This window comes from Saccharothrix sp. NBAS 001, assembly GCF_056640475.1.
Window position 1 is genome coordinate 3,388,252 of the sequence record NZ_CM153251.1, and the last position, 19,324, is coordinate 3,407,575.

The following is a 19,324-nucleotide window of genomic DNA, read 5'->3' on the forward strand; positions in this document are numbered from 1 at the left end:
CACCCCGCCGGTCGCGCCGACCTCGACCAGGGCCTCCAGGTAGCCGTCGAGCAGGTCGGCCGGCACGCCGGCCGCGTCCCGACTCGCCCGCCGCGCGATGCCCGCCTGGTCGGACGCCGCGCCTCGCGCGGCCGTGGAGCGCTTGATCCCTGCCGTGCGCCCGGGTTCGCACGCGGCTCAGGCCGGTTCGTCCTCCTCCTGCTCCACCACGGGCAGGTCGTCGGCCCAGAGCAGGTGGCGCACCACGGGCGGGGCGACGGCGAGGTCCCGCGCGGTGCGCTCCACCTCGACCTCCGTGCCGGTGCCGCGTTCGAGGTGCTGGCGCAGGTGCTCCTGCCAGGTGGCGACGGTGAAGGTCTCCAGGTAGACGTCGGGGTCCTCGGAATCGCGGAACAGGCCCCACAGCGTCGCGCCCGTGCGCCTGCGGGAGCGGCCGACCTTGCGCATGGCCGCCACGAACGCCGCCGCCCGCGCGCCGTCGACCCGCCACTGCACGGTCACCAGCACCGGCCCGCGCCCGACGTCGGCGATCTCCGGCGGCGCGTCCCACAGGCTCGCCGGGGACGTGTCGAGCTGCCGCTCGGTCAGCGGCAGCGCGCGCGCCGCCACGGCCACCACCAGCACCATCGCCGCGGCCGGCAGGACCATCGCGCCGCGCACCCCGAGCACGTCGGCGACCACGCCCCACACCAGCGCGCCGACGGCCTGCCCGCCCATGAACACCAGTTGGTAGTAGGCCAGCGCGCGAGCCCGGGTCCACGCCGGCAGCAGCACCTGCGCGGTGGCGTTGAGCGTGGACAGCACCGCGATCCACGACGCCCCGGCGACCAGCATCGCGGGCACCGCGACCACCGCCGACGAGGTGAGCCCGGCCGCCGCGATCGCCACCGCGTACGCGACCGTGGCGAGGGTGATCAGCAGGTTCTTCCCGGTGCGCCGCAACAGCCGGGGCACGACGAACGCGCCGGCGATCGCCCCGGTGCCGACGCTGCCCAGCAGCACGCCGTACCCGCCCGCGTCCAACCCGAGCGGACCACGCGCGACGGCGGGCAGCAACGCCCACAACGCGCTGCCGAACACGACGAACAGCACCGAGCGCACCAGCACGCGCCGGAACAGCGGCGCGCTGCGCACGTACCGCGCGCCCGTCCGCACGGCGGTCACCACGTGCTCCGCGCCCAGCGGCCGGTGGTCGGAGGGCCGCCGCCACCGCCACAGCACCAGCAGCACACCGAGGAACGACACGGTGTTGAAGGCGAACGCGGCCTCCGGCCCGGCCGCCGCGATCAGCGCACCGCCCAGCGCGGGCCCGATGGCCCGGCCGACGTTCATGTTCACGCCGTTGAGCAGCGCCGCGCGCGCGATCTCGTCGCGCGGCACCAACTCCGGCTGGATCGCCTGGAACGACGGCATGGCCAGCGCCTGCCCCACGCCCATGAGCGCGATCAGCGTCAGCAACGACACCGGGGTGGCCCCGCCCGCCGCGGTGAGCACGGCCAGCCCGGCCGCGCCGGCGAGCATCAGCGACTGGCCGGCGATCAGCACGTTGCGCCGGTCGAGGATGTCGCCCACCGCGCCGGACGGCACGACCAGCAGGAACACCGGGACGGTGGTGGCGGCCTGCACCAGCGCCACTTCCAGGGCACCGCCGCCCAGGTCGCCCATCAGCCACTGCGCGCCCACGGTCTGCGCCCAGGTGCCGATGTTGGAGGCGAACTGCGCCAGCCACAGCGCGCGGTAGGCCCGCCGCCGCAACGGTGCCCACGCCGAATCGCCGCCCATGCGATGGCCCTCCGGTAGCTCCTGGTCGTGCGTGCCGGCCGGGACAGTCATACACCCGCGACGATCTCCCGACCTGCCGGAACGCGACCCGGGGCCGGCCGCGTCAGCCCTGGTCGGGCGCCGCGGCCGGTCTGCCGGCGGCGTCGGCGCGCTCGGCCAGCGCCTCCTCGACCGAGGACACCACCGTCACCACCTGGTTGAGCGCGGTGGTCCACAGCAGGCGGATCAGCCTGTGGTCCTCGGCGACCACCACGACCAGCTCGCGGCCCGCCTCGTGCAGCTGGTGGTGGGCGCGGATCAGCGCGGACAGGCCCACCGAGGCCAGGAAGCCGGCCGCGTCGAGGTCGACGGCGACCAGGTCGGCCCCGGTGTCGGCGGCCAGCGCCACGCCCTCGTCCAGCCCGTCGTCGAGGGCCTGCACGGTGGCCTGGTCGATGTCGCCACCGACCGTCACCCGGACCACGCGCCCGTCGGCGACGCTGTCGACCCGCGCCCAGGACGACGGGCCGGGCTCGGGTGGGCTCGGCTCGGTGACTGGTTGTGCGGCGTTGTCGCCCACGATCGCTCCTCGTGACATGTCGGTCGGGTGGACGGTCTGGGGAGATCTTGTCCTCGCGCCGGGGGCTCGACACCGTCAGCGGACCGGTTTCCCGCTTCCGGCCCTGGAAGAACCACCCTTCGGCGGGACGCGTTCCGAGCAGCACGACGTGCGCGCGAGCACCTCCCTCGTCCGTGGACCCGGTTACCCACCAAGCGGCCGAACAATCCGCACGTTCACCTGACCGTGGGTGTGCGGCGCGAGGACCGGGGTACCCGACCGCCACACCCGACCGGCCACCCCGGGCCCCGACCGCCCACGGGCGGGCGTCTCGGCACGGCCGTCGGCGACCAGGCGCGGAGGTCGAGCCTTGTCCGATGAACGCCCGGCCTTCCCGTCGCGGTCGCTGCTCGCCGCGGCGGCGGCCCTGCCCGGCGCGTACCTGGGCGTGGCCGACCTGCTCGGCCTGCCACACCCGCACCTGCCCGACGCGGTGGCCGCCGCCGTGTTCGGCATCGCGATCGTCGGAGCCGCGTTCGTGCTCTCGTGGGCGGCCGAAGCGGCGCAGGTGGACGTGAGCGCCGGCGTGGCGATCGCGCTGCTGGCGCTCGTGGCCGTGCTCCCGGAGTACGCCGTCGACCTGGTGTTCACCGTCCAGGCGGGCCAGGAGTACGCGCAGCAGGGCACGTGCGCGCCACCACCGGGCCAGGCCGACCCGTGCTCGCTCGCGCTGGCGAACATGACCGGCGCGAACCGGGTGCTGGTCGGCATCGGCTGGCCGCTGGTGGTGCTCGTGGCCGCCGTCGCGGTGCGGCGCGCGAAGCACGACAGCACGTCCACCCACCGGGGCCGGGTGGTGCTCCCGCCGGTGATGTCGGCCGAGGTCGTGTTCCTCGGCATCGCCACCCTGTACTCGCTGAGCCTGCCGCTGCGGTCGTCGCTGACCGTGCTGGACGGGGCGGTGCTGGTGGCCGTGTTCGTCGGGTACGTGTGGCGGCTGGCCAAGGCCCCCGTCGAGGAACCGCACCTGCTGGGCGTGTCGGCGTGGGTGGGCGGCAAGGCCCGCCACGCCAGGCGGTGGTGGGTGGTCGGGATGTTCACGGCGGCCGGCCTGGTGATCCTGGCCACCGCCGAGCACTTCGCGACCAGCCTGGTGCGGGCCGGCACCGGCCTGGGCGTGGACGAGTTCCTGCTGGTCCAGTGGGTGGCACCGCTGGCGAGCGAATCGCCGGAGCTGATCGTGGCCTGCCTCTACGCGGCCCGCCTGACCGCGTCGCAGTCGCTGGGCACCCTGCTGTCCAGCAAGGTCAACCAGTGGACGCTGCTGGTCGGCACCGTCCCGGCGGTGTTCGCGCTGTCCGGCGGCGGCGGGCACGGGCTGCCCCTCGACGACCACCAGCGGCTGGAACTGCTGATCACCGCCGCCCAGTCGCTGTTCGCCGTCAGCATCCTGACCGACCTGGCGCTCACCACGTCCGGCGCGGTGACCCTGTTCGCGCTGTTCGCCGTCCAGTTCACGGCGAGCATCGCGCTCCCGGCGCAGGCCAACAGGTTCGTCGTCATCGGCCTGTCCGCGCTCTACCTCGTGCTCGCCCTCGGCCTGCTCGGCCGCCACCGCCGCGCCGCCCTGCGCACCGTGCGCGACGGCCTGCGCACCCCGTTCTCCGAGCTGGCGCGACGGTCCTGAACCGGACGTGGTCCCCGGAAGACGACGGGCTCCCCCACGACGTCCCCTCAAGGGGTCACGTAGCGGGATGGTCCGGTTCCTCATGCGGGCCGGGCGTGTTCGGTGCGGGCCGTCGCGGGGTGTGCGGAGGGCGTGATCACGTCGGGGTTGCCCTGGTGGCCGCCGTCGGCCGTGACGGGTCGGCCGTCGAGCATGTCGGCGATGCCGGAGTCGCGGTGGACGGTGCCGTCGTTGCGGTTGCCGGGTTGCGGTTGCCGGGTTGCGGTTGCCGGGTTGCGGTTGCCGGGTTGCGGTTCGCCGGTGGCGATCACGAGGCGGGCGTCGGCGTCGATGGCGACCTGCGGGTTCGTGGAGTGGCAATGGTTCTTCGACCGGGCGGCCAGGCGGTGGTCGCGGGTGGGCACCAGGGTGCCGTCCACTGCACCCGATCATGATCCACGATCCGTCCCGACGACCCCACCACCGAGTCACGTGACAGCGCTTGGCGTGTCCGGACATGCACGACGTGCTCGACTACTCCCGGCCCGGACCGTTCACCAGCCTGCACCCGGCACAGCTCCCGCTGATCGCGGACCTGCCGGACCGGCGGCGAGGCGTGGGCCCGCTACCGGCGGGGCCTGGTGGACGGGCGGAGGTTCGGGGTGTCCGGGGTCGACCACGCGTGGGGTCCGGCCGAGATCAGCGGCAACGCCGTCCGCGACCTCGCCGCGCTCTGCAAGCGGGAAGTGCTGCCGTGGGACGAGCGGGGTCGGATGACCGCCGCCTACGAGGGCCGGACGGGCCCGGACTACGACCTGCTCGTGGACGAGGTCGCCGACGTCTGCGCCCAGGACGACCCGCGGGCGCTGACCCGCCTGTTCGCCAGGCAGGACCTGGCCTGCGCGATCGCGTGAGCGCGGCGGCCGGCCGCTCGCTAAGGTCGAGGTGTGCCCGAGTTGATCGCACCCACCACCACGCTGCACCGCGCCTGGCTCGACGCGCACGCCGAGTGGGGGCCGGGCCTGCACGAGGACGGTTTCGGGCTGGCGGCGACCGACGAGGTCGAGACGCCGGACGGGTTCGCGGCCTGGGTGGCCCGGCTGGCCGCCGAGTCGGGCCGCGCCACGTGCCGGTGGATCGTCGAGGACGGCCGGGTGCTCGGCGGGATCGCGCTGCGGCACGAGTTCGACGACCACGTGCGCTGGGCCGGGCACATCGGCTTCGGCGTCCGGCCGACCGCGCGCCGGCGGGGGCTGGCCGGGTGGGCGCTGGGGCGGATGCTGGACGAGGCGCGGCGGGTCGGGCTCGACCGGGTGCTGGTGGTCTGCGCGACCGGCAACGTCGCCTCGGCCGCCACGATCGAGCGGGCCGGGGGTGTCTTCGAGGAGGTCCGGGACACCGAGTACGGCCCGGTGCGCCGGTACTGGATCGAGATCGCCGAACCCGGCACGTGACCGGGCGCCCGGCACCCGCGACGGGCACCGGGCGCACCGGAGGGGGTCAGCGGTCGCCGCGGACCGTCCGGCGGATCCAGTCGGCGTGGGCGGGCACGTTGCTGTACAGACCGGGTCCGTTCGCGCAGACCGCGTCCGCGTCACCGGGGCCGGAGGTGGTGCCGATCAGCTCCCACCGGCCACCCGCGCCGCGCCGGACCTGCGGCCCGCCGGAGTCGCCGACGCACGCCATGGCGTTCGGCACCCGGCTGATCGTGCACAGCCGCGTCGGGTCCGCGTAGCCGGGCGAGCACTCCGCTTCCGCGCCCCGGCGGGTGTCGAGCTGCTGGAGCCGGTCGGGGAACACCGCCTTGGTGATGTCGACGGTGTCCAGCGTGGTGCCGAAGCCGAGCAGCCGGGTCGGGGTGCCGGGCGCGCCCGGCCCGTCGGCGATCCGGATCGGCCGCTGCGGGACCGGGCGGTCCAGGCGCACCAGCGCGATGTCGTTCCGGTTCGGCTGCCCCAGCCGGTAGCCGGGGTGCCGCACCACGTGGTCGATGGCGCGGACCGCGCCGCCGGAGGTCCGCCGGTCGCTGCCGACGCGCACGATCCCGTCCGGCACCGCGCCGGTGCCCTCCGGGTCGACGCAGTGCGCCGCCGTCACGACCCAGCGCGGGTGGATCAGCGCCGCCCCGCAGACGCCCCCGACACCGCCCAACGCGGGCACGGACTCCGGGATCGAGGCCATGAACGAATAGCGCTCGGTGGACTCCTTCCCGTTGACGACGGCCTGGGCGCTGCTGGACATCGCCGTCGCGCAGAACCCGACCACGAGTGCGACACCGGCCGCCCGCATCAGGTTTCGGCGCACGGCGTTCATTTTCGGCATGCTCGTCCTTCGTCCGGAAAATCGATCAGGACGAGCATGTCCGTGCACTGTGGACGGACGCCATCAGGGCAACCGGTCGGTGCGCGGTGGTGGCCGCGCGACCCCGGTGGTGGTGCCGGCACCACCTCGACGCCCGGCGGCCGGACGCGTCGTGGTCGGCAAACGATCACCCAATCCGCCCGCTCCCGACAAGGTTGCGTTAACCCGGGTGTGCCACCGTCACGGCATGACCGTCGGTGACCAGGCCAACACCAGCGCCACCCAGTCCGGGCCCGACCGGGGGCAGCGGTTCCACGCGCTGATGGCGGCCGTCGTCCGCCGGTTGCCGTTCGGCCTGGCGCGGATCGTCCCGGCGAGCCTGCTGGGCTTCGCGGTGATCAACGGCTTCACGTTCGGCGTCGACCTGCTGCTGCTCACGCTGCTGCACAGCGTGCTGGGGCTGCCGGTGGCGGTCAGCTTCACGGTCGCCTACGTCCTGGCGTTCGGGCTGAGCTTCGTGCTCAACCGCGCGATGAACTTCCGCTCGCACGCCCCGGTCGGCCCGCAGGCCGTGCGGTACGCGGTCGCCGTCCTGATCAACTACCTGGCGTTCATCCTCGGCGTCGGCAGCGGGCTCGCGGCGCTGGGCGTGCAGTACCACCTGTCGCGCGTGCTCGCCGGGATGTGCGAGGCCGTCTACATGTACTGCGTGATGCGCTGGGTCATCTTCCGCGACGCCGACGCGCGCTGACGCCGCCCGGCCGGGGACGTCCGGACGGGTGAATCCGGTGGGCCGGGTGGCCGGTCCCACCGCCGTCACCTAGCGTCCACAAGGGAATCCGGGCGTGCGCGGGAGGCCGTTGTGGACCGAAACCTGGTGGCGCGGATCGGCTCGGGAGTCGCGTGCGCGGCGCTGATCGCGGGCTGCACCCCCGCCGACACCGCGAGTACCGGCAACGGCCGGTCGACCACGATCGAGGCGTCGGCGTCGCCGGCGGCGAGTTCGCTGGAGCAGGGCTACGAGCAGGTCGTGCACGACACCCTGCCGTCGGTCGTGCAGATCAACACCGAGGGAGGCCTGGGCTCGGGCGTGCTCTACGACGACAAGGGCCACATCGTCACCAACGCGCACGTCGTCGGCACCGAAACCCGGTTCCAGGTGTCGTTCGCCAACGACGGCACCCCGCACTCGGCGACGCTGGTCGCCAGCCACCCGCCGGAGGACCTGGCGGTGATCAAGGTGGACGGGTCGCTGCCGTCGTCGCCCGCGAAGTTCGGCGATTCCGGGCAGTTGCGGGTCGGCCAGCTCGTGCTCGCGATGGGCAACCCGCTCGGCCTGTCGAGCAGCGTGTCCAACGGCATCGTCTCGGCCCTGGGCCGCACGGTCGCCGAACCCGGCAGCGCCGCCTCACCCGGCACGACCATCGCGGACATGATCCAGACCTCCGCCGCGATCAACCCCGGCAACAGCGGCGGCGCGCTGGTGGACATGTCGGGCGCGGTCATCGGCATCCCGACCCTGGCCGCCACCGACCAGCAGCTGGGCGGGGCCGCGCCCGGCATCGGGTTCGCGATCTCGGTCAACACCGTCAAGCGCATCGCCGACCAGATCATCCGCGACGGCAAGGTGACCGAGTCCGGCCGGGCCGCGCTGGGCATCACCGGCCGCACGGTCATCGACCGCAACCGCAAGGACGTCGGGGTCGGCGTGGTCTCGGTGGTGCCGGGCGGGGCGGCGCAGCAGGCGGGTCTGCGCGCGGGCGACGTGATCACGAAGGTGGGCAGCTCCGACACCCCGACCATCGCCGACCTGAACCGGGTGCTCGCGTCCCGCAAGCCGGGTGAGCGGGCCACGGTGACGGTGTTGCGCGGCAACGACACCAGCAAGGTCGACGTCACCCTGGGCGAGCTGTAGCGGGTCCGCTGTGGACCGATCGCGGCGGGGAGGCCCGCCCGGCGCTCACGCGGTGACCTCCCGCACGCGCTCGCGCAGCCAGCGGTGCGCCGGGTCGGCGTCGAACCGGGCGTGCCACAGCAGCGACACCGTCACCTCCGGTGCGGGGAACGGCAGCTCGAACCGGTGCATCCCGGCCCGCAGGGTCTCGGTGTAGCGCTCCGGCACGGTGGCGACCAGGTCGGACGCGCGGGCCAGCGCCAGCGCCGCGCCGAACCCCTCCACGACGGTCACCACGTCCCGCCGCCCGCCGGGCTGGAACGCCACGTCCACCAGCCCTTCGGTGAGCCCGCGCCGGGAGACGTGCACGTGGCGCGCCGCCGCGTACCGGGCCGCCGTCACCGTCCCGGTGCTCAACGGGTGTTCACCGCGCACGACCCCGATGAACCGGTCGGTGAACAGGGGCGCGTCGAGCACGTCCGGCAGCAGGGGCCGGTCGACCACGCCCGTCTCCAGGTCGATCTCGTCGGCGCGCAACGCCCCGGCGGCCTGCGCCGACTTCTGGAGGAATCGCAGCCGCACGCCGGGCGCCACCGCGCCGACCACGGCCACCAGGGCGGGACCGAACCGCTCCACGAACCCGTCGCTCGCCCGCAGCGAGAACGACCGCTCCAGCGTCGCCAGGTCCAGCCGGGCGGCGGGCCGCAGCACCTCCTCGGCCTCCCGGACCAGGCCGCGCACCCGGTCGCGCAACTCGATGGCGCGCGGCGTGGGGACCAGCCCGCGACCGGCCCGCACGAGCAGCGGGTCACCGGTCGCCCGGCGCAGCCGGGCCAGCGCGCGGCTCATCGCCGACGGGCTGAGCGCGAGCCGTTCGCCGGCCCGCGTGACGCTGCCCTCGTCGAGCAGCACGTCCAGCGTGACCAGCAGGTTCAGGTCGGGTCGGGCCATGCCTCCAGGCTGCCACACCTGGCGTCCGGTGCACATGTTCATTGCCATCTTTGCGCCTTCCGCCGGCCCACCTCGGGACTTAGCGTCGAAGCGCCCCCTTCGACCCGAGGAGTCCTGTTGACACCGACGACCGTTCCCGCGAAGTCCCGGAGCCGGGCGCCGGCCGCGCTGGCGCTGTGCACGGTGCTGCCCTCGCTGGGCACGAGCATCGCCAACGTCGGCCTGCCGGACATCGCCACCGCGCTCGACGCGTCGTTCGGCGAGGTCCAGTGGGTGGTGATCGCCTACCTGCTGGCCGTCACCACGGTGATCGTCGGCGCGGGCCGACTCGGCGACCTGGTCGGCCGCCGCAGGCTGCTGCTCGGCGGCACCGCCGTGTTCACCCTCGCCACGCTGCTGTGCGGTCTCGCCCCGAACCTGCCGGCCCTGGTCGCCGCGCGGGCGGTCCAGGGCGTCGGCGCGGCGGCCATGATGGCGCTGACCATGGCCCTGGTCGGCGAGACCGTGGCCCCGGACCGCACCGGCCGGGTCATGGGGCTGCTCGGCACGATGTCCGCGGTCGGCACCGCGCTGGGGCCCACCCTCGGCGGCTTCCTGGTCGCGGGCTTCGGGTGGCGGGCGATCTTCCTGGTCGGCGTGCCGCTCGGCGCCCTCGCGCTGGTGCTGGTCGTCCGGGCGCTGCCCGCCTCCGCGCCGGCTCCCGGGCCCCGCCGGTTCGACCTCGCGGGCACGGCGCTGCTGGCCGGCACCCTGGGCGCGTACGCGCTGGCGATGACGGTCGACGGCGGCACGCCCGGCCTGGTCGTCGCCGCCGTCGGGCTGGTGCTGTTCGTCGTGGTCGAGCGCCGGGTCCCGGCACCGCTGCTGTCCTTGTCGATGCTGCGCGACCTCGGGTTCACCGCGAGCCTCGCCACCAACGCCCTGGTCTCGACGGTCGTGATGACCACGTTCGTGGTCGGGCCGTTCCACCTGGCGCGGGCGCTCGGCCTGGCCCCGGCGCTGGTGGGCCTGGTGATGTCCGCCGGACCGGTGGTGGCCGCCCTGGCCGGGATCCCGGCGGGCCGCGCCGCCGACCGCTTCGGCACCGCGACGACGGTGGTCGTCGGGCTCGGCGGCGTGATCGCCGGTACCGCCGCACTGGCCGTGACGCCCACCTCGGCCGGTGTCCTGGGGTACGTGCTGCCGCTCGTGGTCGTGACGGCCGGCTACGCGTTGTTCCAGGCGGCCAACAACACCGCCGTCATGAAGGACGTCACCGCGAGCCGGCGCGGCCTGGTCTCGGGGACGTTGAACCTGTCCCGGAACCTGGGTTTCATCACCGGCGCGTCGGTCATGGGCGCGATCTTCGCCTCGGTCGCCGGCGATGTCGCCACGGCGTCCGCGGCGGACGTGACCCGGGCGACGCACTGGACGTTCGCGATCGCCTCGGCGGGCGTGGCGTTCGGTCTGGCCGTGGTCGTCGGGGCGCGGCTGCGGTCGCGCCGGACGTGAACGCCGGTCGGCGACGAGGTCGGCCGGGTCGCGGCGGGGGTTGCACCGGGAGTCACCTCATCGCGTGGGGTGGACCACCGGTATGCGCGAAGTGGAGCGGGGCGCGCGGGCCTAGCGTGGCGGTGGATCCGGACTCGGGAGGGGTGGCGGTGGACGGCGCGCGCGAGGGGACGACCGTGGTGGTCGTGGGTGCGGGGGTGGCGGGGCTGACCGTGGCGAACCTGTCGCACCGCAACGGGATCGGCTGCGTGGTGCTCGAACGGCGCACGCGGGGGCACGTCGAGGGGCGGCAGCGGGCCGGGATCGTCGACCACGCCGCCGAGCAGGTCTACCTGCGGGCCGGGCTGGGCGACCGGCTGATGGCGGGCGCGCCCCGGTCGGGCCTGCTGGAGTTCCGGGTCGACGGGGTATCCCGGATGTTCGACGTCGACGCGCACTCGGACGGGCGGGCGGGTCGGCTGATCCCCCAGCAACTGCTGGTGCGGCGGCTCATCTCGACGTTCCTGGAGGACGGCGGCGACCTGCGGTTCGCGGCGGCCGACGTGACGCCGCACGACGTGGACGGCGACCGGCCGCACGTCACCTACCGCGACGCGGACGGCGTGGCGCACCGGGTCGACGCGGACTACGTGGCCGGCTGCGACGGGTTCCACGGGGTGAGCCGGGCGAGCGTCCCGCCCGAAGCCCTCACCACCTACCGGCACGCCGACGACGTCGGGTGGTTCACCGTGCTGGCCGATTCGCCGCCGCCGGCCCACCCGCTGCTCGCGCTGAGCCCGCACGGGTTCGCCGCGCACTTCGGGCGCGGTCCGGGAGCCAGCCGCTTCTACCTCCAGTGCGCGCCGGGCGACGACCTGGCGGAGTGGACCGACCAGCGGGTGTGGGAGCAGTTGCGGCTGCGGCTGACCGACGACTGGCTGACCGACGGCCCGATCGTGGAGAAAGCGGTGATCGACGTGCGCAGCTTCGTGGTCGACCCGATGGCGCACGGGAGGCTGTTCCTGGTCGGCGACGCCGCGCACATCGTGCCTCCCATGGGCGGCAAGGGGATGAACCTGGCGATCGCCGACGCGGACGTGCTGGCGCGCGCGTTGTCCGCCGCGGTGCGCGAGGACGACACCGGCCCGCTGCGCGCGTACTCCGCGACCTGCCTGCGCCGGGTGTGGCACGACCAGGAGTTCTCCCGGTGGTTGAGCGACGTCGTGTTCCACGGCGCGGACGTGGCCACCGCCGGGCCGTTCCGGTGGCGGCTCGCGCGGGCCCGGCTCGACCGGCTGTTCACCTCCCCCGCCGCCGCACGGGCCTTCGCCGCGTCGATGGCGGGCACGGCGTAACCGGGATTTGTGGGGTGATCGACCGTCACGGGCAGCCGCCGCCGGTCCCTAACCTGCACTCACCGGCGCTCTCGGGGGCCGGAGGGGATGAACCACAGTCAGGGGAGGACTACGAGATGCGGTTCAACGACATCGGGCGGCGCGCGGCGGTCGTCGTCGCGGCCGGGGCGGTCGCGACGGGTCTGCTGGGCGGCTCGGCCGCGGCGGCGGGCGACCCGGCGGGGGACGTCGAGGTGTACGGCAACGCGCCGTCGTGCGTGACGGTGTGGGTCACCAAGGGCACGATCACGCAGACCGGGCACGCCCGCAACGACTGCGGCCGGTCGCTCAACCTGAAGATCATCTGGGCGAACGGGTCGGACGGCTCGTGCTCCACCGTGCGGGCCGGCTGGACGCTCACCAGCAAGGTGGCCAAGGTCCCGCGCCGGTTCGACGGCGCGAGCACCTGCTGACGCGAGGGGGGACGACGGGCCGGCTCCCGCTCCGGGGGCCGGCCCGTCGGCGTACCGCAACCCTTGCCGGCACGGGACTTCCGGCAGGGGTCACAGTGCCTCGTGCTCGTCGCCCTCCTCGTCGAGCAGGCGGTAGGCGGGCGAGAGCCCGGTCAGCGCCGCGCTCAGCCGGGCGAGCACCTCCGGTGGCCGGACTCGAACGCGGCGCGCATGGCGTCGAGGTCCGGCACGCGCCTCGCGTACAGCACCGGTCCGCCGCACACGAAGAACGTGCCGCCGGACGCGTCCCCGGCCACCGGCCGGAGTTCGCCCGCCCGGCCGCGTGCGGTCAGGGGTTGATCGCCAGGAACAGGAACGCCGCGAGCAGCACCAGGTGGACGCTGCCCTGCATCCGGGTCGCCCGACCGGGCACCACGGTGAGGACGCTGACCACGACGGTGAGCCCGAGCAGCACCATCTGCGTCGCCCCGAGGCCCAGCGACAGCGGCCCGTCCAGCCACACCGACGCGAGCGCGATGGCCGGGATGGTCAGCCCGATGCTGGCCATGGCCGAGCCGTAGGCCAGGTTGAGGCTGATCTGCACCCGGTCGCGGCGGGCGGCCCGGCCGGCGGCCAACGTCTCCGGCAGCAGCACCAGCAGCGCGATCACCACGCCGACGAACGAGGGCGGGAACCCGGCCGCCTTCACCCCGGCCTCGATGGCGGGCGACTCGACCTTCGCCAGGCCCACCACCACGACCAGCGCGACCATCAGCAGCGCCAGGCTGATCCAGGTCTCCTTGGTCGAGGGCGGTGACGCGTGCTCCTCGGCGTCCGGCTCGCCCTCGGCGGTGACCGGGAGGAAGAAGTCGCGGTGCCGCACGGTCTGGGTCAGCACGAACGTGGTGTACAGCGCGAGCGAGGCCACGGCCGCGAAGGCGAGCTGCGAGGCGGAGAACTCCGGGCCGGGGGTGCTGGCGGTGAACGTCGGCAGCACCAGGCACAGCGTGGCCAGCGTCGCCACGGTGGCCAGCGCCGCGCCGCTGCCCTCCGGGTTGAACAGCGTCACGCCGTAGCGGAACGCGCCGACCAGCAGCGAGAACCCGACGATGCCGTTGGTGGTGATCATGACGGCGGCGAACACCGTGTCGCGGGCCAGCGACGCGGTGTCCGGCCCGCCGGAGATCATCATCGTCACGATCAGCGCGACCTCGATCACCGTCACGGCGACCGCGAGCACCAGCGACCCGAACGGCTCGCCGACGCGGTGCGCGACCACCTCGGCGTGGTGCACGGCCGCGAGCACGGTGCCCGCGAGCACCACCGCGACGATGGTCACCAGCACCGCGCCCAGATCACGCCCCCAGGCCAGGGCCAGCACCACCGCACCCAACACCGGGACCACTTCGGTCCAGGACACCTGCCGCAGGCGAGACACAGCGATCATCCGCCAACCCTGACACCATCCGCCGGACCTCGCACGTCGCGCGCGGTACCACGGGCGCGTGGCGGCCGCAGGTCTACACCGTAGACCAGGCAGGTATACGCTGTAGACATGACCGAGGGGACCACGGCCGAGCGAATGGCGTCGGCGGCACTGGCGATCCTGCTGGCCGAAGGGGCGCAGGCCGTGACGATGCGCCGGGTGGCGGCCGACGTCGGCGTGACCGCGATGGCCACCTACCGCCACTACCCCAACCGCGAAGCCCTGCTGCGCACCGCCGTGGACAGCGCTGTAGCGGAGATCACCCGGGACTGGGGCCGGGGGCACGAGGGCCTGGACTTCGCCGCCCGGCTCGACCGGCTGACCGACGACTTCCTGGACTTCGCGCTGGGCCGGCCGAACCTCTACCGGTACGTGGTCACCGAGCGGCGCGAGCGGGCGCGGCGGTTCCCGGAGGACTTCCGCGCCGGCGGGTCGCCGTCGTTCCGGCCGGTGTTCGAGGCGGTCGAGCAGGCCGTCCGGGACGGCGTGCTGCGCGCCGACGACCCGCTGGAGGCCACGCTCGCCCTCACCACGCCGGTGATGGGCCTGGTGCAGCTCTACCACGGCGACCGGATCTCCATGTCCGACAACGAGTTCCGCGCGTTGTGCAAGCGGACGACCGGGAGGGTGCTCGATGGACTCCGGGCGTGAACCGGCGTGGCGCGTCGCGGCGGCCGTGACGTGCGCGGCGGTGTTGTTCTTCTTCGGCACGGGGTTCGCCCCGGTGGCCGCGTTGACGTGGCTCGCGCCGTTACCCGTGCTGCTGGTCGCGACCCGGTTGCCGGCGTGGGCCGCGATCGCCGCCGCGTTCCTCGCCTACCTGCTGGGAACGGCCAACAGCTGGGGGTTCCAGCTGCGTTCGCACGACGAGCCGCTGTGGCCGGTCGGGGTCGCGATCGACGTGGGGATGGCGGTGGTGTTCACGCTCGCGGTGTGGACGTTCCGCCACCACGTCCGTCGTGGACGGCCGCTGGTGGCCGCGTTGACGGCTCCCGCCGTGTGGACCGGGGCGCTGTACCTGGTGTCGGTGGCCAACCCGATGGGCCTGATGGGGACGTTCGCCAACCACCAGGCGGACGTGCCGGTCGTGGTGCAGGTCGCCGCCGTCGCCGGGATGTGGGGCGTCGAGTTCCTGGTGGTGCTGCTGCCCGCCGCGCTCGCGACCGCCGGCGACCGGCGTTCGGTCGCGGTCGCACTCGGGATCGTGGTCGTGGTCCTGGGTGCGGGCGCGCTGCGCCTGGCCGGGGACGACGCGCCCACCGTGAAAGTGGCGGCGATCGCCACCAACCAGCGGATCTGGGCACCGGACCTGGCGACCGCCGAGGGCCGCGACCTGGCCGCCGCCTACGCCGCGCGGATCCGGAGCCTGCCCGAGGGCGTGCGCGCGGTCGTGCTGCCGGAGCAGTCGTTCCGCTCGACCGAAGCCCGCCCGGCGGTCCTCGCGGAGACGATCGGCCAGGCCGCCGGGGCGCGCGGCATCGACGTCGTGGTCGGCTTCGCCCACCGCAGCGGGGACGTGAAGTTCAACTACGCCTTGACGTTCCCGGCGGGCGGCGGCGACCCGTCGCGGTACCTGAAGCACCACGACGCGGTCAGCCCGCCGGGCCGCGACCTCGTGTTCCTGCCCGACGGCCGCACGGGCGTGGCGATCTGCTTCGACGTCAACTTCCCCGACCCGAGCCGCTCCTACGCCGCCGCCGGGGCCCGCCTGCTCGCCGTCCCGGCGTCCGACGAGGACGACAACGGGTGGCAGCACAGCAGGATGGCGCTGCTGCGCGGGGTGGAGAACGGCCAGGCGGTGATCTGGTCGGGCCGGACCGGGGCACTGATGATCGCCGACGACCGGGGCCGGGTGCTCGCCGACGCCCACACCGGCGGTCCGGGGCCGTTCACCACGATCGTCGCCGACGTCCCGGTCGGTTCCGGTGCGACCCCGTACACGCGGTTCGGCGACTGGTTCGCCCACCTGTGCCTGGCGATCGCGCTGGGAGGGCTGCTCCTGCCGCCGAGGGGCGTCCTGCGGCGGAGGGGTGCCGCCGACCGCGACTCGTAACGCTCCTGCCGGGAAGCGCCGTGCGGGCCGCGCCGGCACCGCTCGGCGCGCGGTTCGCCGCGACCGCCCGGCACGCCCGGACCTCAGTCGGCGAAGATCGCGGCGAGCCGTGGCAGGCGGCGGCGGGTCTCGTCCTCGTCCTCCGGGTCCCACTGCTCCCCCGCCGGCTGCTCCGGGCGGTCCATGGCCTCCAACGCCGCGTCCAACACCGCGTCCAACGAGTCCGTCTCGCCCCGGACGGCCCGGTACGCGTCCTTGACCAGGTAGCCCAGGGCCTCGAAGCCGATCCAGCCCTTGCCGCCGTTGCCCATGCCGACCACCACGGGCAGGTCGGCGAGCGTGTCCGGGTCGGCGACGGCGCGGGTGAACGTCTCCCGCCCGAGCAGGATCAGCCCGTCGCGGAAGTCCATGAACCCGTCGTCACCGCAGCCGCCTTCGACCAGGTAGGCGGCGTTCCACAGGTCGGTGCGGTAGGCGGAGTCCGTCACTTCGACGTGCGTCACGGCGAAGTCGGCGATCTCCTCGGCCGGCAGGGCGGCGAGGACCTCGACCACGGCCTGCGGCAACGGGTCGTCCGCGCCGTCGCGGTCGTCCGCCCGGTCGCCGACGGCGGCCCGCGCCCGGTCGATGATGCCCCACCACGTGTCGATTTCCATGGCGGCGATCCTACGTTCGACCCCCGACAGTCCCGCGACCTTCCGCGCTCCGCGTCGCGGACCGGCGGCGTGCCACGTGACGACGAGTAACCGTCCTGTGTGGACGGACGCGCCGGTCACCGCCCCGAGTTTCAGAAGGGCAGCGTGAACGCCCAGAGGATGCGGACGGGGTGCTTGGGCGGCCCGTCCTGCGCGTCGCCGGCGATGCCCGCCGCGACGATCCGGTCCAGGGTGTCCATCCCGTGCACGACCCGGCCGAAAACGCTGTACACCGGCGGGATGTCGGCGTGCGAGTGCACGATGAAGAACTCGCTGCCGTTGGTGCCCGGACCCTGGTTGCCCATCGCGATGGTGCCGCGCGGGTAGGTCTCGGCGCCGGTCACCTCGTCGTCGAACCTGTAGCCGGGTCCGCCTTCCTCCTGGCGGTAGATGTCCCCGCACTGCAACACGCCCAGGCGCGCGGAGTTGGTGAGGCGGAAGCACTGGGTGTTGTTGTAGAAGAGGTTCCGCACGAGGTGCTCGAAGTTGTGCGCCGCGCAGGCGGCGACCGACCGGTCCAGCCGGACCACGACCGTGCCGTAATTGGTGTGCAGCACGGAGGTCGCGGAGCCCCTGGTCGGCGCGGTGGCGCGCGGCGGGCGGACCGGCTTGGCCGCCGGGTTGTCCGGGGTCGGGGTGAACGCGCAGTGCTTCACCGGCCCGGATTCCGCGGGAGCGGCACCCGCGGTCGGTGCCACGACGCCGAGGAGTGCGGTCAGCAGGATGACGGCGGAGACGGCATACCTTCCCATGCGCCGAGGCTAGCGCCCCTCGACCGGGCGTGGGCCGCGCGAACCCGAACCACCGGGAAAGCACTGTGGTTTGTACCACAATTCGACAGTCGTCTCAATGTCATGTTGATCACCGATGCCGGCGGCCAGTTGCCCTATGGCCGCGATCGCCGGCGTGGAGCAGGCTGCGAGTACCGCAATGTCCTTGGGGGGACACCGAAACGTGTCGCTTGCGTCCTTCTTCGTCTGCGGTGAGCCAGTTCGCCTATCGAGAGGACGACTGTCGCAATGCCGTCTCCTTCTTCACCGCCCGCTCCTCCACCGTCCCGGTTACGCCGTTCGCCGGCGCGCCGGGTCGTCGTCGCGCTGCTCGCCCTGGGCGCGTTGCTGACCTCCGTCGCACCCGCCACCGCGAACGTGCCGACCGCTCCATCCACAGTGGACAAGGCTGCCAAGGTCGCCCGGCCGGACTCGCCGACCAGCGGCCGGCTGGTGCCCGCGCTGCGCGGTGACGCGGCACGGGCGGTCGCCGGGTCCGAACTCGACCAGAAGTTCCGCAAGCGCGGCGAAGCCCGTCACGCCACCCGCGCGAGCGGACCGGCCCAGGCCGGGAACCCCGTCGGCGCCACGAGCATCCCGCCGTGGAGCGGGGCGCTGCACGCCGTGTGGGGCGCGTTCCCGAACGTCAACTCCGACGGCGCGATCGCCACGCACACCATCAACCCCGGGATCACGATCCCGCCCGGCAACCCGGACGTGGTGTACGCGCCGACGCTGGACCCCAGCGGCAAGACCTGCATCGAGGTCACCACGTTCTACTGGCGGGGCGGCAACGGCGTCGGCGCGTGGGACTGGTGCGCCGCCTCGCCCGGCTTCGCCGCGGTGGCCTGGATGGACGCCGCCTTCCTCAGCGCCTACTCCGACACCCACCTCGGCCCGCCCGCCTACACGATCAAGGACGTCCAGACCGACCCCGTCACGAACTCGTGGACGGCCTACCTGTTCAACTACTCCACCGGGTACTGGGACGCGCTGTTCACCAGCGCCGACGCCGGCAAGCTCACCAACCCCGGCGGCGGGTGGAGCATGTTCGAGGTCTACACCGAGTACAACTCGGCGACCGGGGAGGGCTACTACTGCGCGGAGACCTCGGGCACCCTGTTCGCGGCGGCCGGGATCTCGATCAACGTCGGCGGCACCTGGAGCCTGCTGACCACCGCCAACTCGTCGGTGACGCCGCCGGGCAGCGTGTCCAGCGCCAGTCTCGGGTGCGGCGGGCTGTCGTTCTCGCTGCCGTCGGCCAACGACTACTGGCAGGTGACGAACTAGCCCGCGGCGGCTCGGCGGCGCGGGGCCGCCGAGCCGCGCGGGGCTACGGAGTGGCGTAACGGGCCGTGCCGGACGCGTCGTCCGCCGGCACGCGCCGGAAACCGCACTTCTCCAACACCCTGATCGACGCGGGGTTCGCCGGGTCCGCGGTGGCGTGGACCCGGCGGACGCCCGGCGCGGCCGACGCGAACGCCGCCAGGCACCGCGTCGCCTCGGACGCGAACCCGCGCCCGCGCCGGGACGCGACGACGCCGTACCCGATCTCGACCGCCTCGTCGCGCGGCGGCCAGAACAGCCCGATCGACCCGACGACCAGGCCGGTGGCGCGTTCGACGATCAGGCGGTGCCCGTACGGGCCGTACCAGCCGGGGTGCTCGGCGAACAGCCCGGCGATCACGAGGTCGCCCTCGGCGGGGAAGTCCGCCGCCCAGTGCGGCGAACGCGCGCCCGCCACCACCGCGTCGACGTCCTCGGGCGTCCACGGGCGCAGGATCAGGCGGTCGGTGGTCAGATCGGCCACCGCGAAGTGGGACATGGGAATGCTCCTGGTCGGTTGAACGACCCGGTGCGCGCTAGAAGGGCGCGGACCGGACGAGGGCACGCTGAAAACGGCTGTGGACAGCCATGTTCATCAACCCCCTG

Annotated in this window: 20 protein-coding genes and 1 pseudogene; 11 read left to right on the forward strand and 10 right to left on the reverse strand. The window is 73.9% G+C overall.

From position 1 onward, the window contains the following. Window positions 1–177: 177 nt before the first annotated feature. Both AC0HI0_RS14300 and AC0HI0_RS14305 read right to left on the reverse strand, forming a co-directional pair. On the reverse strand, window positions 178–1,782 hold the full coding sequence (locus AC0HI0_RS14300) for an MFS transporter (RefSeq protein WP_480932833.1): 1,605 nt from the start codon (window positions 1,780–1,782) through the stop codon (window positions 178–180). A gap of 103 nt (window positions 1,783–1,885) precedes the next feature. Continuing rightward, window positions 1,886–2,341, reverse strand: coding sequence for an STAS domain-containing protein (locus tag AC0HI0_RS14305; protein WP_480932834.1), 456 nt, complete (start codon window positions 2,339–2,341; stop codon window positions 1,886–1,888). A 349-nt stretch (window positions 2,342–2,690) separates the two neighbouring features. Between AC0HI0_RS14305 and AC0HI0_RS14310 the strand changes: the two genes are divergently transcribed. Next, a complete protein-coding gene (locus AC0HI0_RS14310; protein WP_480932835.1) occupies window positions 2,691–4,007 on the forward strand; it encodes a sodium:proton exchanger in 1,317 nt (438 codons plus the stop codon). 108 nt (window positions 4,008–4,115) lie between these two features. Here the strand turns inward: AC0HI0_RS14310 and AC0HI0_RS14315 are convergent. Next, a pseudogene (locus AC0HI0_RS14315) lies at window positions 4,116–4,426 on the reverse strand (hypothetical protein); the annotation flags it as partial. A 222-nt stretch (window positions 4,427–4,648) separates the two neighbouring features. On the opposite strand from AC0HI0_RS14315, the gene AC0HI0_RS14320 reads away from it, so the two are divergent. Together AC0HI0_RS14320 and AC0HI0_RS14325 are read left to right on the forward strand one after the other, a co-directional pair. Then, window positions 4,649–4,900 (forward strand): hypothetical protein, encoded by a 252-nt coding sequence (locus tag AC0HI0_RS14320; RefSeq protein ID WP_480932836.1) that lies wholly within the window; start codon window positions 4,649–4,651, stop codon window positions 4,898–4,900. Between the two features lie 33 nt (window positions 4,901–4,933). Then, window positions 4,934–5,440, forward strand: coding sequence for a GNAT family N-acetyltransferase (locus AC0HI0_RS14325; RefSeq protein WP_480932837.1), 507 nt, complete (start codon window positions 4,934–4,936; stop codon window positions 5,438–5,440). Window positions 5,441–5,486: 46 nt separating this feature from the next. Here the strand turns inward: AC0HI0_RS14325 and AC0HI0_RS14330 are convergent, their stop codons facing one another. Beyond that, window positions 5,487–6,299 carry a S1 family peptidase gene (locus AC0HI0_RS14330; protein WP_480932838.1) on the reverse strand — a complete coding sequence of 271 codons (813 nt, stop codon included), beginning with the start codon at window positions 6,297–6,299 and terminating at the stop codon, window positions 5,487–5,489. Window positions 6,300–6,534: 235 nt separating this feature from the next. Between AC0HI0_RS14330 and AC0HI0_RS14335 the strand changes: the two genes are divergently transcribed. Next, window positions 6,535–7,038 (forward strand): GtrA family protein, encoded by a 504-nt coding sequence (locus AC0HI0_RS14335; RefSeq protein ID WP_480932839.1) that lies wholly within the window; start codon window positions 6,535–6,537, stop codon window positions 7,036–7,038. A 111-nt stretch (window positions 7,039–7,149) separates the two neighbouring features. After that, the gene (locus AC0HI0_RS14340; RefSeq protein WP_480932840.1) at window positions 7,150–8,202 is read left to right on the forward strand and encodes a S1C family serine protease; all 1,053 of its coding nucleotides are present in this window, start codon (window positions 7,150–7,152) and stop codon (window positions 8,200–8,202) included. Between the two features lie 45 nt (window positions 8,203–8,247). On the opposite strand, the gene AC0HI0_RS14345 is transcribed toward AC0HI0_RS14340, so the two are convergent. Beyond that, on the reverse strand, window positions 8,248–9,132 hold the full coding sequence (locus AC0HI0_RS14345) for a LysR family transcriptional regulator (protein WP_480932841.1): 885 nt from the start codon (window positions 9,130–9,132) through the stop codon (window positions 8,248–8,250). A gap of 117 nt (window positions 9,133–9,249) precedes the next feature. On the opposite strand from AC0HI0_RS14345, the gene AC0HI0_RS14350 reads away from it, so the two are divergent. From AC0HI0_RS14350 to AC0HI0_RS14360, 3 genes are all read left to right on the forward strand, one after another. Beyond that, the gene (locus tag AC0HI0_RS14350) at window positions 9,250–10,623 is read left to right on the forward strand and encodes an MFS transporter (RefSeq protein ID WP_480932842.1); all 1,374 of its coding nucleotides are present in this window, start codon (window positions 9,250–9,252) and stop codon (window positions 10,621–10,623) included. 116 nt (window positions 10,624–10,739) lie between these two features. Continuing rightward, window positions 10,740–11,957, forward strand: a complete 1,218-nt coding sequence (locus AC0HI0_RS14355) for a 4-hydroxybenzoate 3-monooxygenase (RefSeq protein WP_480932843.1) — start codon at window positions 10,740–10,742, stop codon at window positions 11,955–11,957. Window positions 11,958–12,073: 116 nt separating this feature from the next. Then, window positions 12,074–12,409, forward strand: coding sequence for a hypothetical protein (locus AC0HI0_RS14360; RefSeq protein ID WP_480932844.1), 336 nt, complete (start codon window positions 12,074–12,076; stop codon window positions 12,407–12,409). Window positions 12,410–12,573: 164 nt separating this feature from the next. Here the strand turns inward: AC0HI0_RS14360 and AC0HI0_RS14365 are convergent, their stop codons facing one another. Next, window positions 12,574–12,705, reverse strand: a complete 132-nt coding sequence (locus AC0HI0_RS14365; protein ID WP_480932845.1) for a hypothetical protein — start codon at window positions 12,703–12,705, stop codon at window positions 12,574–12,576. Between the two features lie 32 nt (window positions 12,706–12,737). Next, window positions 12,738–13,835: a calcium:cation antiporter gene (locus AC0HI0_RS14370; RefSeq protein WP_480932846.1), complete on the reverse strand. Its 1,098-nt coding sequence runs from the start codon at window positions 13,833–13,835 to the stop codon at window positions 12,738–12,740. A gap of 108 nt (window positions 13,836–13,943) precedes the next feature. On the opposite strand from AC0HI0_RS14370, the gene AC0HI0_RS14375 reads away from it, so the two are divergent. Continuing rightward, window positions 13,944–14,525, forward strand: a complete 582-nt coding sequence (locus AC0HI0_RS14375) for a TetR/AcrR family transcriptional regulator (RefSeq protein ID WP_480932847.1) — start codon at window positions 13,944–13,946, stop codon at window positions 14,523–14,525. Beyond that, window positions 14,509–15,927 (forward strand): nitrilase-related carbon-nitrogen hydrolase, encoded by a 1,419-nt coding sequence (locus tag AC0HI0_RS14380; RefSeq protein ID WP_480932848.1) that lies wholly within the window; start codon window positions 14,509–14,511, stop codon window positions 15,925–15,927. Before AC0HI0_RS14375 ends, AC0HI0_RS14380 begins: the two co-directional genes overlap by 17 nt. Window positions 15,928–16,010: 83 nt before the next feature. On the opposite strand, the gene AC0HI0_RS14385 is transcribed toward AC0HI0_RS14380, so the two are convergent. Both AC0HI0_RS14385 and AC0HI0_RS14390 read right to left on the reverse strand, forming a co-directional pair. Next, complete coding sequence (locus tag AC0HI0_RS14385; protein WP_480932849.1) at window positions 16,011–16,583, reverse strand: DUF4240 domain-containing protein; 573 nt, start codon at window positions 16,581–16,583, stop codon at window positions 16,011–16,013. A 131-nt stretch (window positions 16,584–16,714) separates the two neighbouring features. Continuing rightward, a complete protein-coding gene (locus AC0HI0_RS14390; protein ID WP_480932850.1) occupies window positions 16,715–17,374 on the reverse strand; it encodes a peptidylprolyl isomerase in 660 nt (219 codons plus the stop codon). A 267-nt stretch (window positions 17,375–17,641) separates the two neighbouring features. On the opposite strand from AC0HI0_RS14390, the gene AC0HI0_RS14395 reads away from it, so the two are divergent. Then, window positions 17,642–18,682: a hypothetical protein gene (locus tag AC0HI0_RS14395; protein WP_480932851.1), complete on the forward strand. Its 1,041-nt coding sequence runs from the start codon at window positions 17,642–17,644 to the stop codon at window positions 18,680–18,682. 43 nt (window positions 18,683–18,725) lie between these two features. Here the strand turns inward: AC0HI0_RS14395 and AC0HI0_RS14400 are convergent, their stop codons facing one another. After that, the gene (locus tag AC0HI0_RS14400; RefSeq protein ID WP_480932852.1) at window positions 18,726–19,217 is read right to left on the reverse strand and encodes a GNAT family N-acetyltransferase; all 492 of its coding nucleotides are present in this window, start codon (window positions 19,215–19,217) and stop codon (window positions 18,726–18,728) included. Between the last annotated feature and the right edge of the window lie 107 nt (window positions 19,218–19,324).

Excerpts from the sequence above, each read along its gene's own strand:
- AC0HI0_RS14300 (WP_480932833.1), bottom strand. The coding sequence starts at position 1,782 with ATGGGCGGCGATTCGGCGTGGGCACCGTTGCGGCGGCGGGCCTACCGC.
- AC0HI0_RS14330 (WP_480932838.1), bottom strand. The coding sequence starts at position 6,299 with ATGAACGCCGTGCGCCGAAACCTGATGCGGGCGGCCGGTGTCGCACTC.
- AC0HI0_RS14335 (WP_480932839.1), top strand. The coding sequence starts at position 6,535 with ATGACCGTCGGTGACCAGGCCAACACCAGCGCCACCCAGTCCGGGCCC.
- AC0HI0_RS14345 (WP_480932841.1), bottom strand. The coding sequence starts at position 9,132 with ATGGCCCGACCCGACCTGAACCTGCTGGTCACGCTGGACGTGCTGCTC.
- AC0HI0_RS14360 (WP_480932844.1), top strand. The coding sequence starts at position 12,074 with ATGCGGTTCAACGACATCGGGCGGCGCGCGGCGGTCGTCGTCGCGGCC.
- AC0HI0_RS14370 (WP_480932846.1), bottom strand. The coding sequence starts at position 13,835 with ATGATCGCTGTGTCTCGCCTGCGGCAGGTGTCCTGGACCGAAGTGGTC.
- AC0HI0_RS14375 (WP_480932847.1), top strand. The coding sequence starts at position 13,944 with ATGACCGAGGGGACCACGGCCGAGCGAATGGCGTCGGCGGCACTGGCG.
- AC0HI0_RS14380 (WP_480932848.1), top strand. The coding sequence starts at position 14,509 with ATGGACTCCGGGCGTGAACCGGCGTGGCGCGTCGCGGCGGCCGTGACG.
- AC0HI0_RS14385 (WP_480932849.1), bottom strand. The coding sequence starts at position 16,583 with ATGGAAATCGACACGTGGTGGGGCATCATCGACCGGGCGCGGGCCGCC.
- AC0HI0_RS14390 (WP_480932850.1), bottom strand. The coding sequence starts at position 17,374 with ATGGGAAGGTATGCCGTCTCCGCCGTCATCCTGCTGACCGCACTCCTC.
- AC0HI0_RS14395 (WP_480932851.1), top strand. The coding sequence starts at position 17,642 with ATGCCGTCTCCTTCTTCACCGCCCGCTCCTCCACCGTCCCGGTTACGC.
- AC0HI0_RS14400 (WP_480932852.1), bottom strand. The coding sequence starts at position 19,217 with ATGTCCCACTTCGCGGTGGCCGATCTGACCACCGACCGCCTGATCCTG.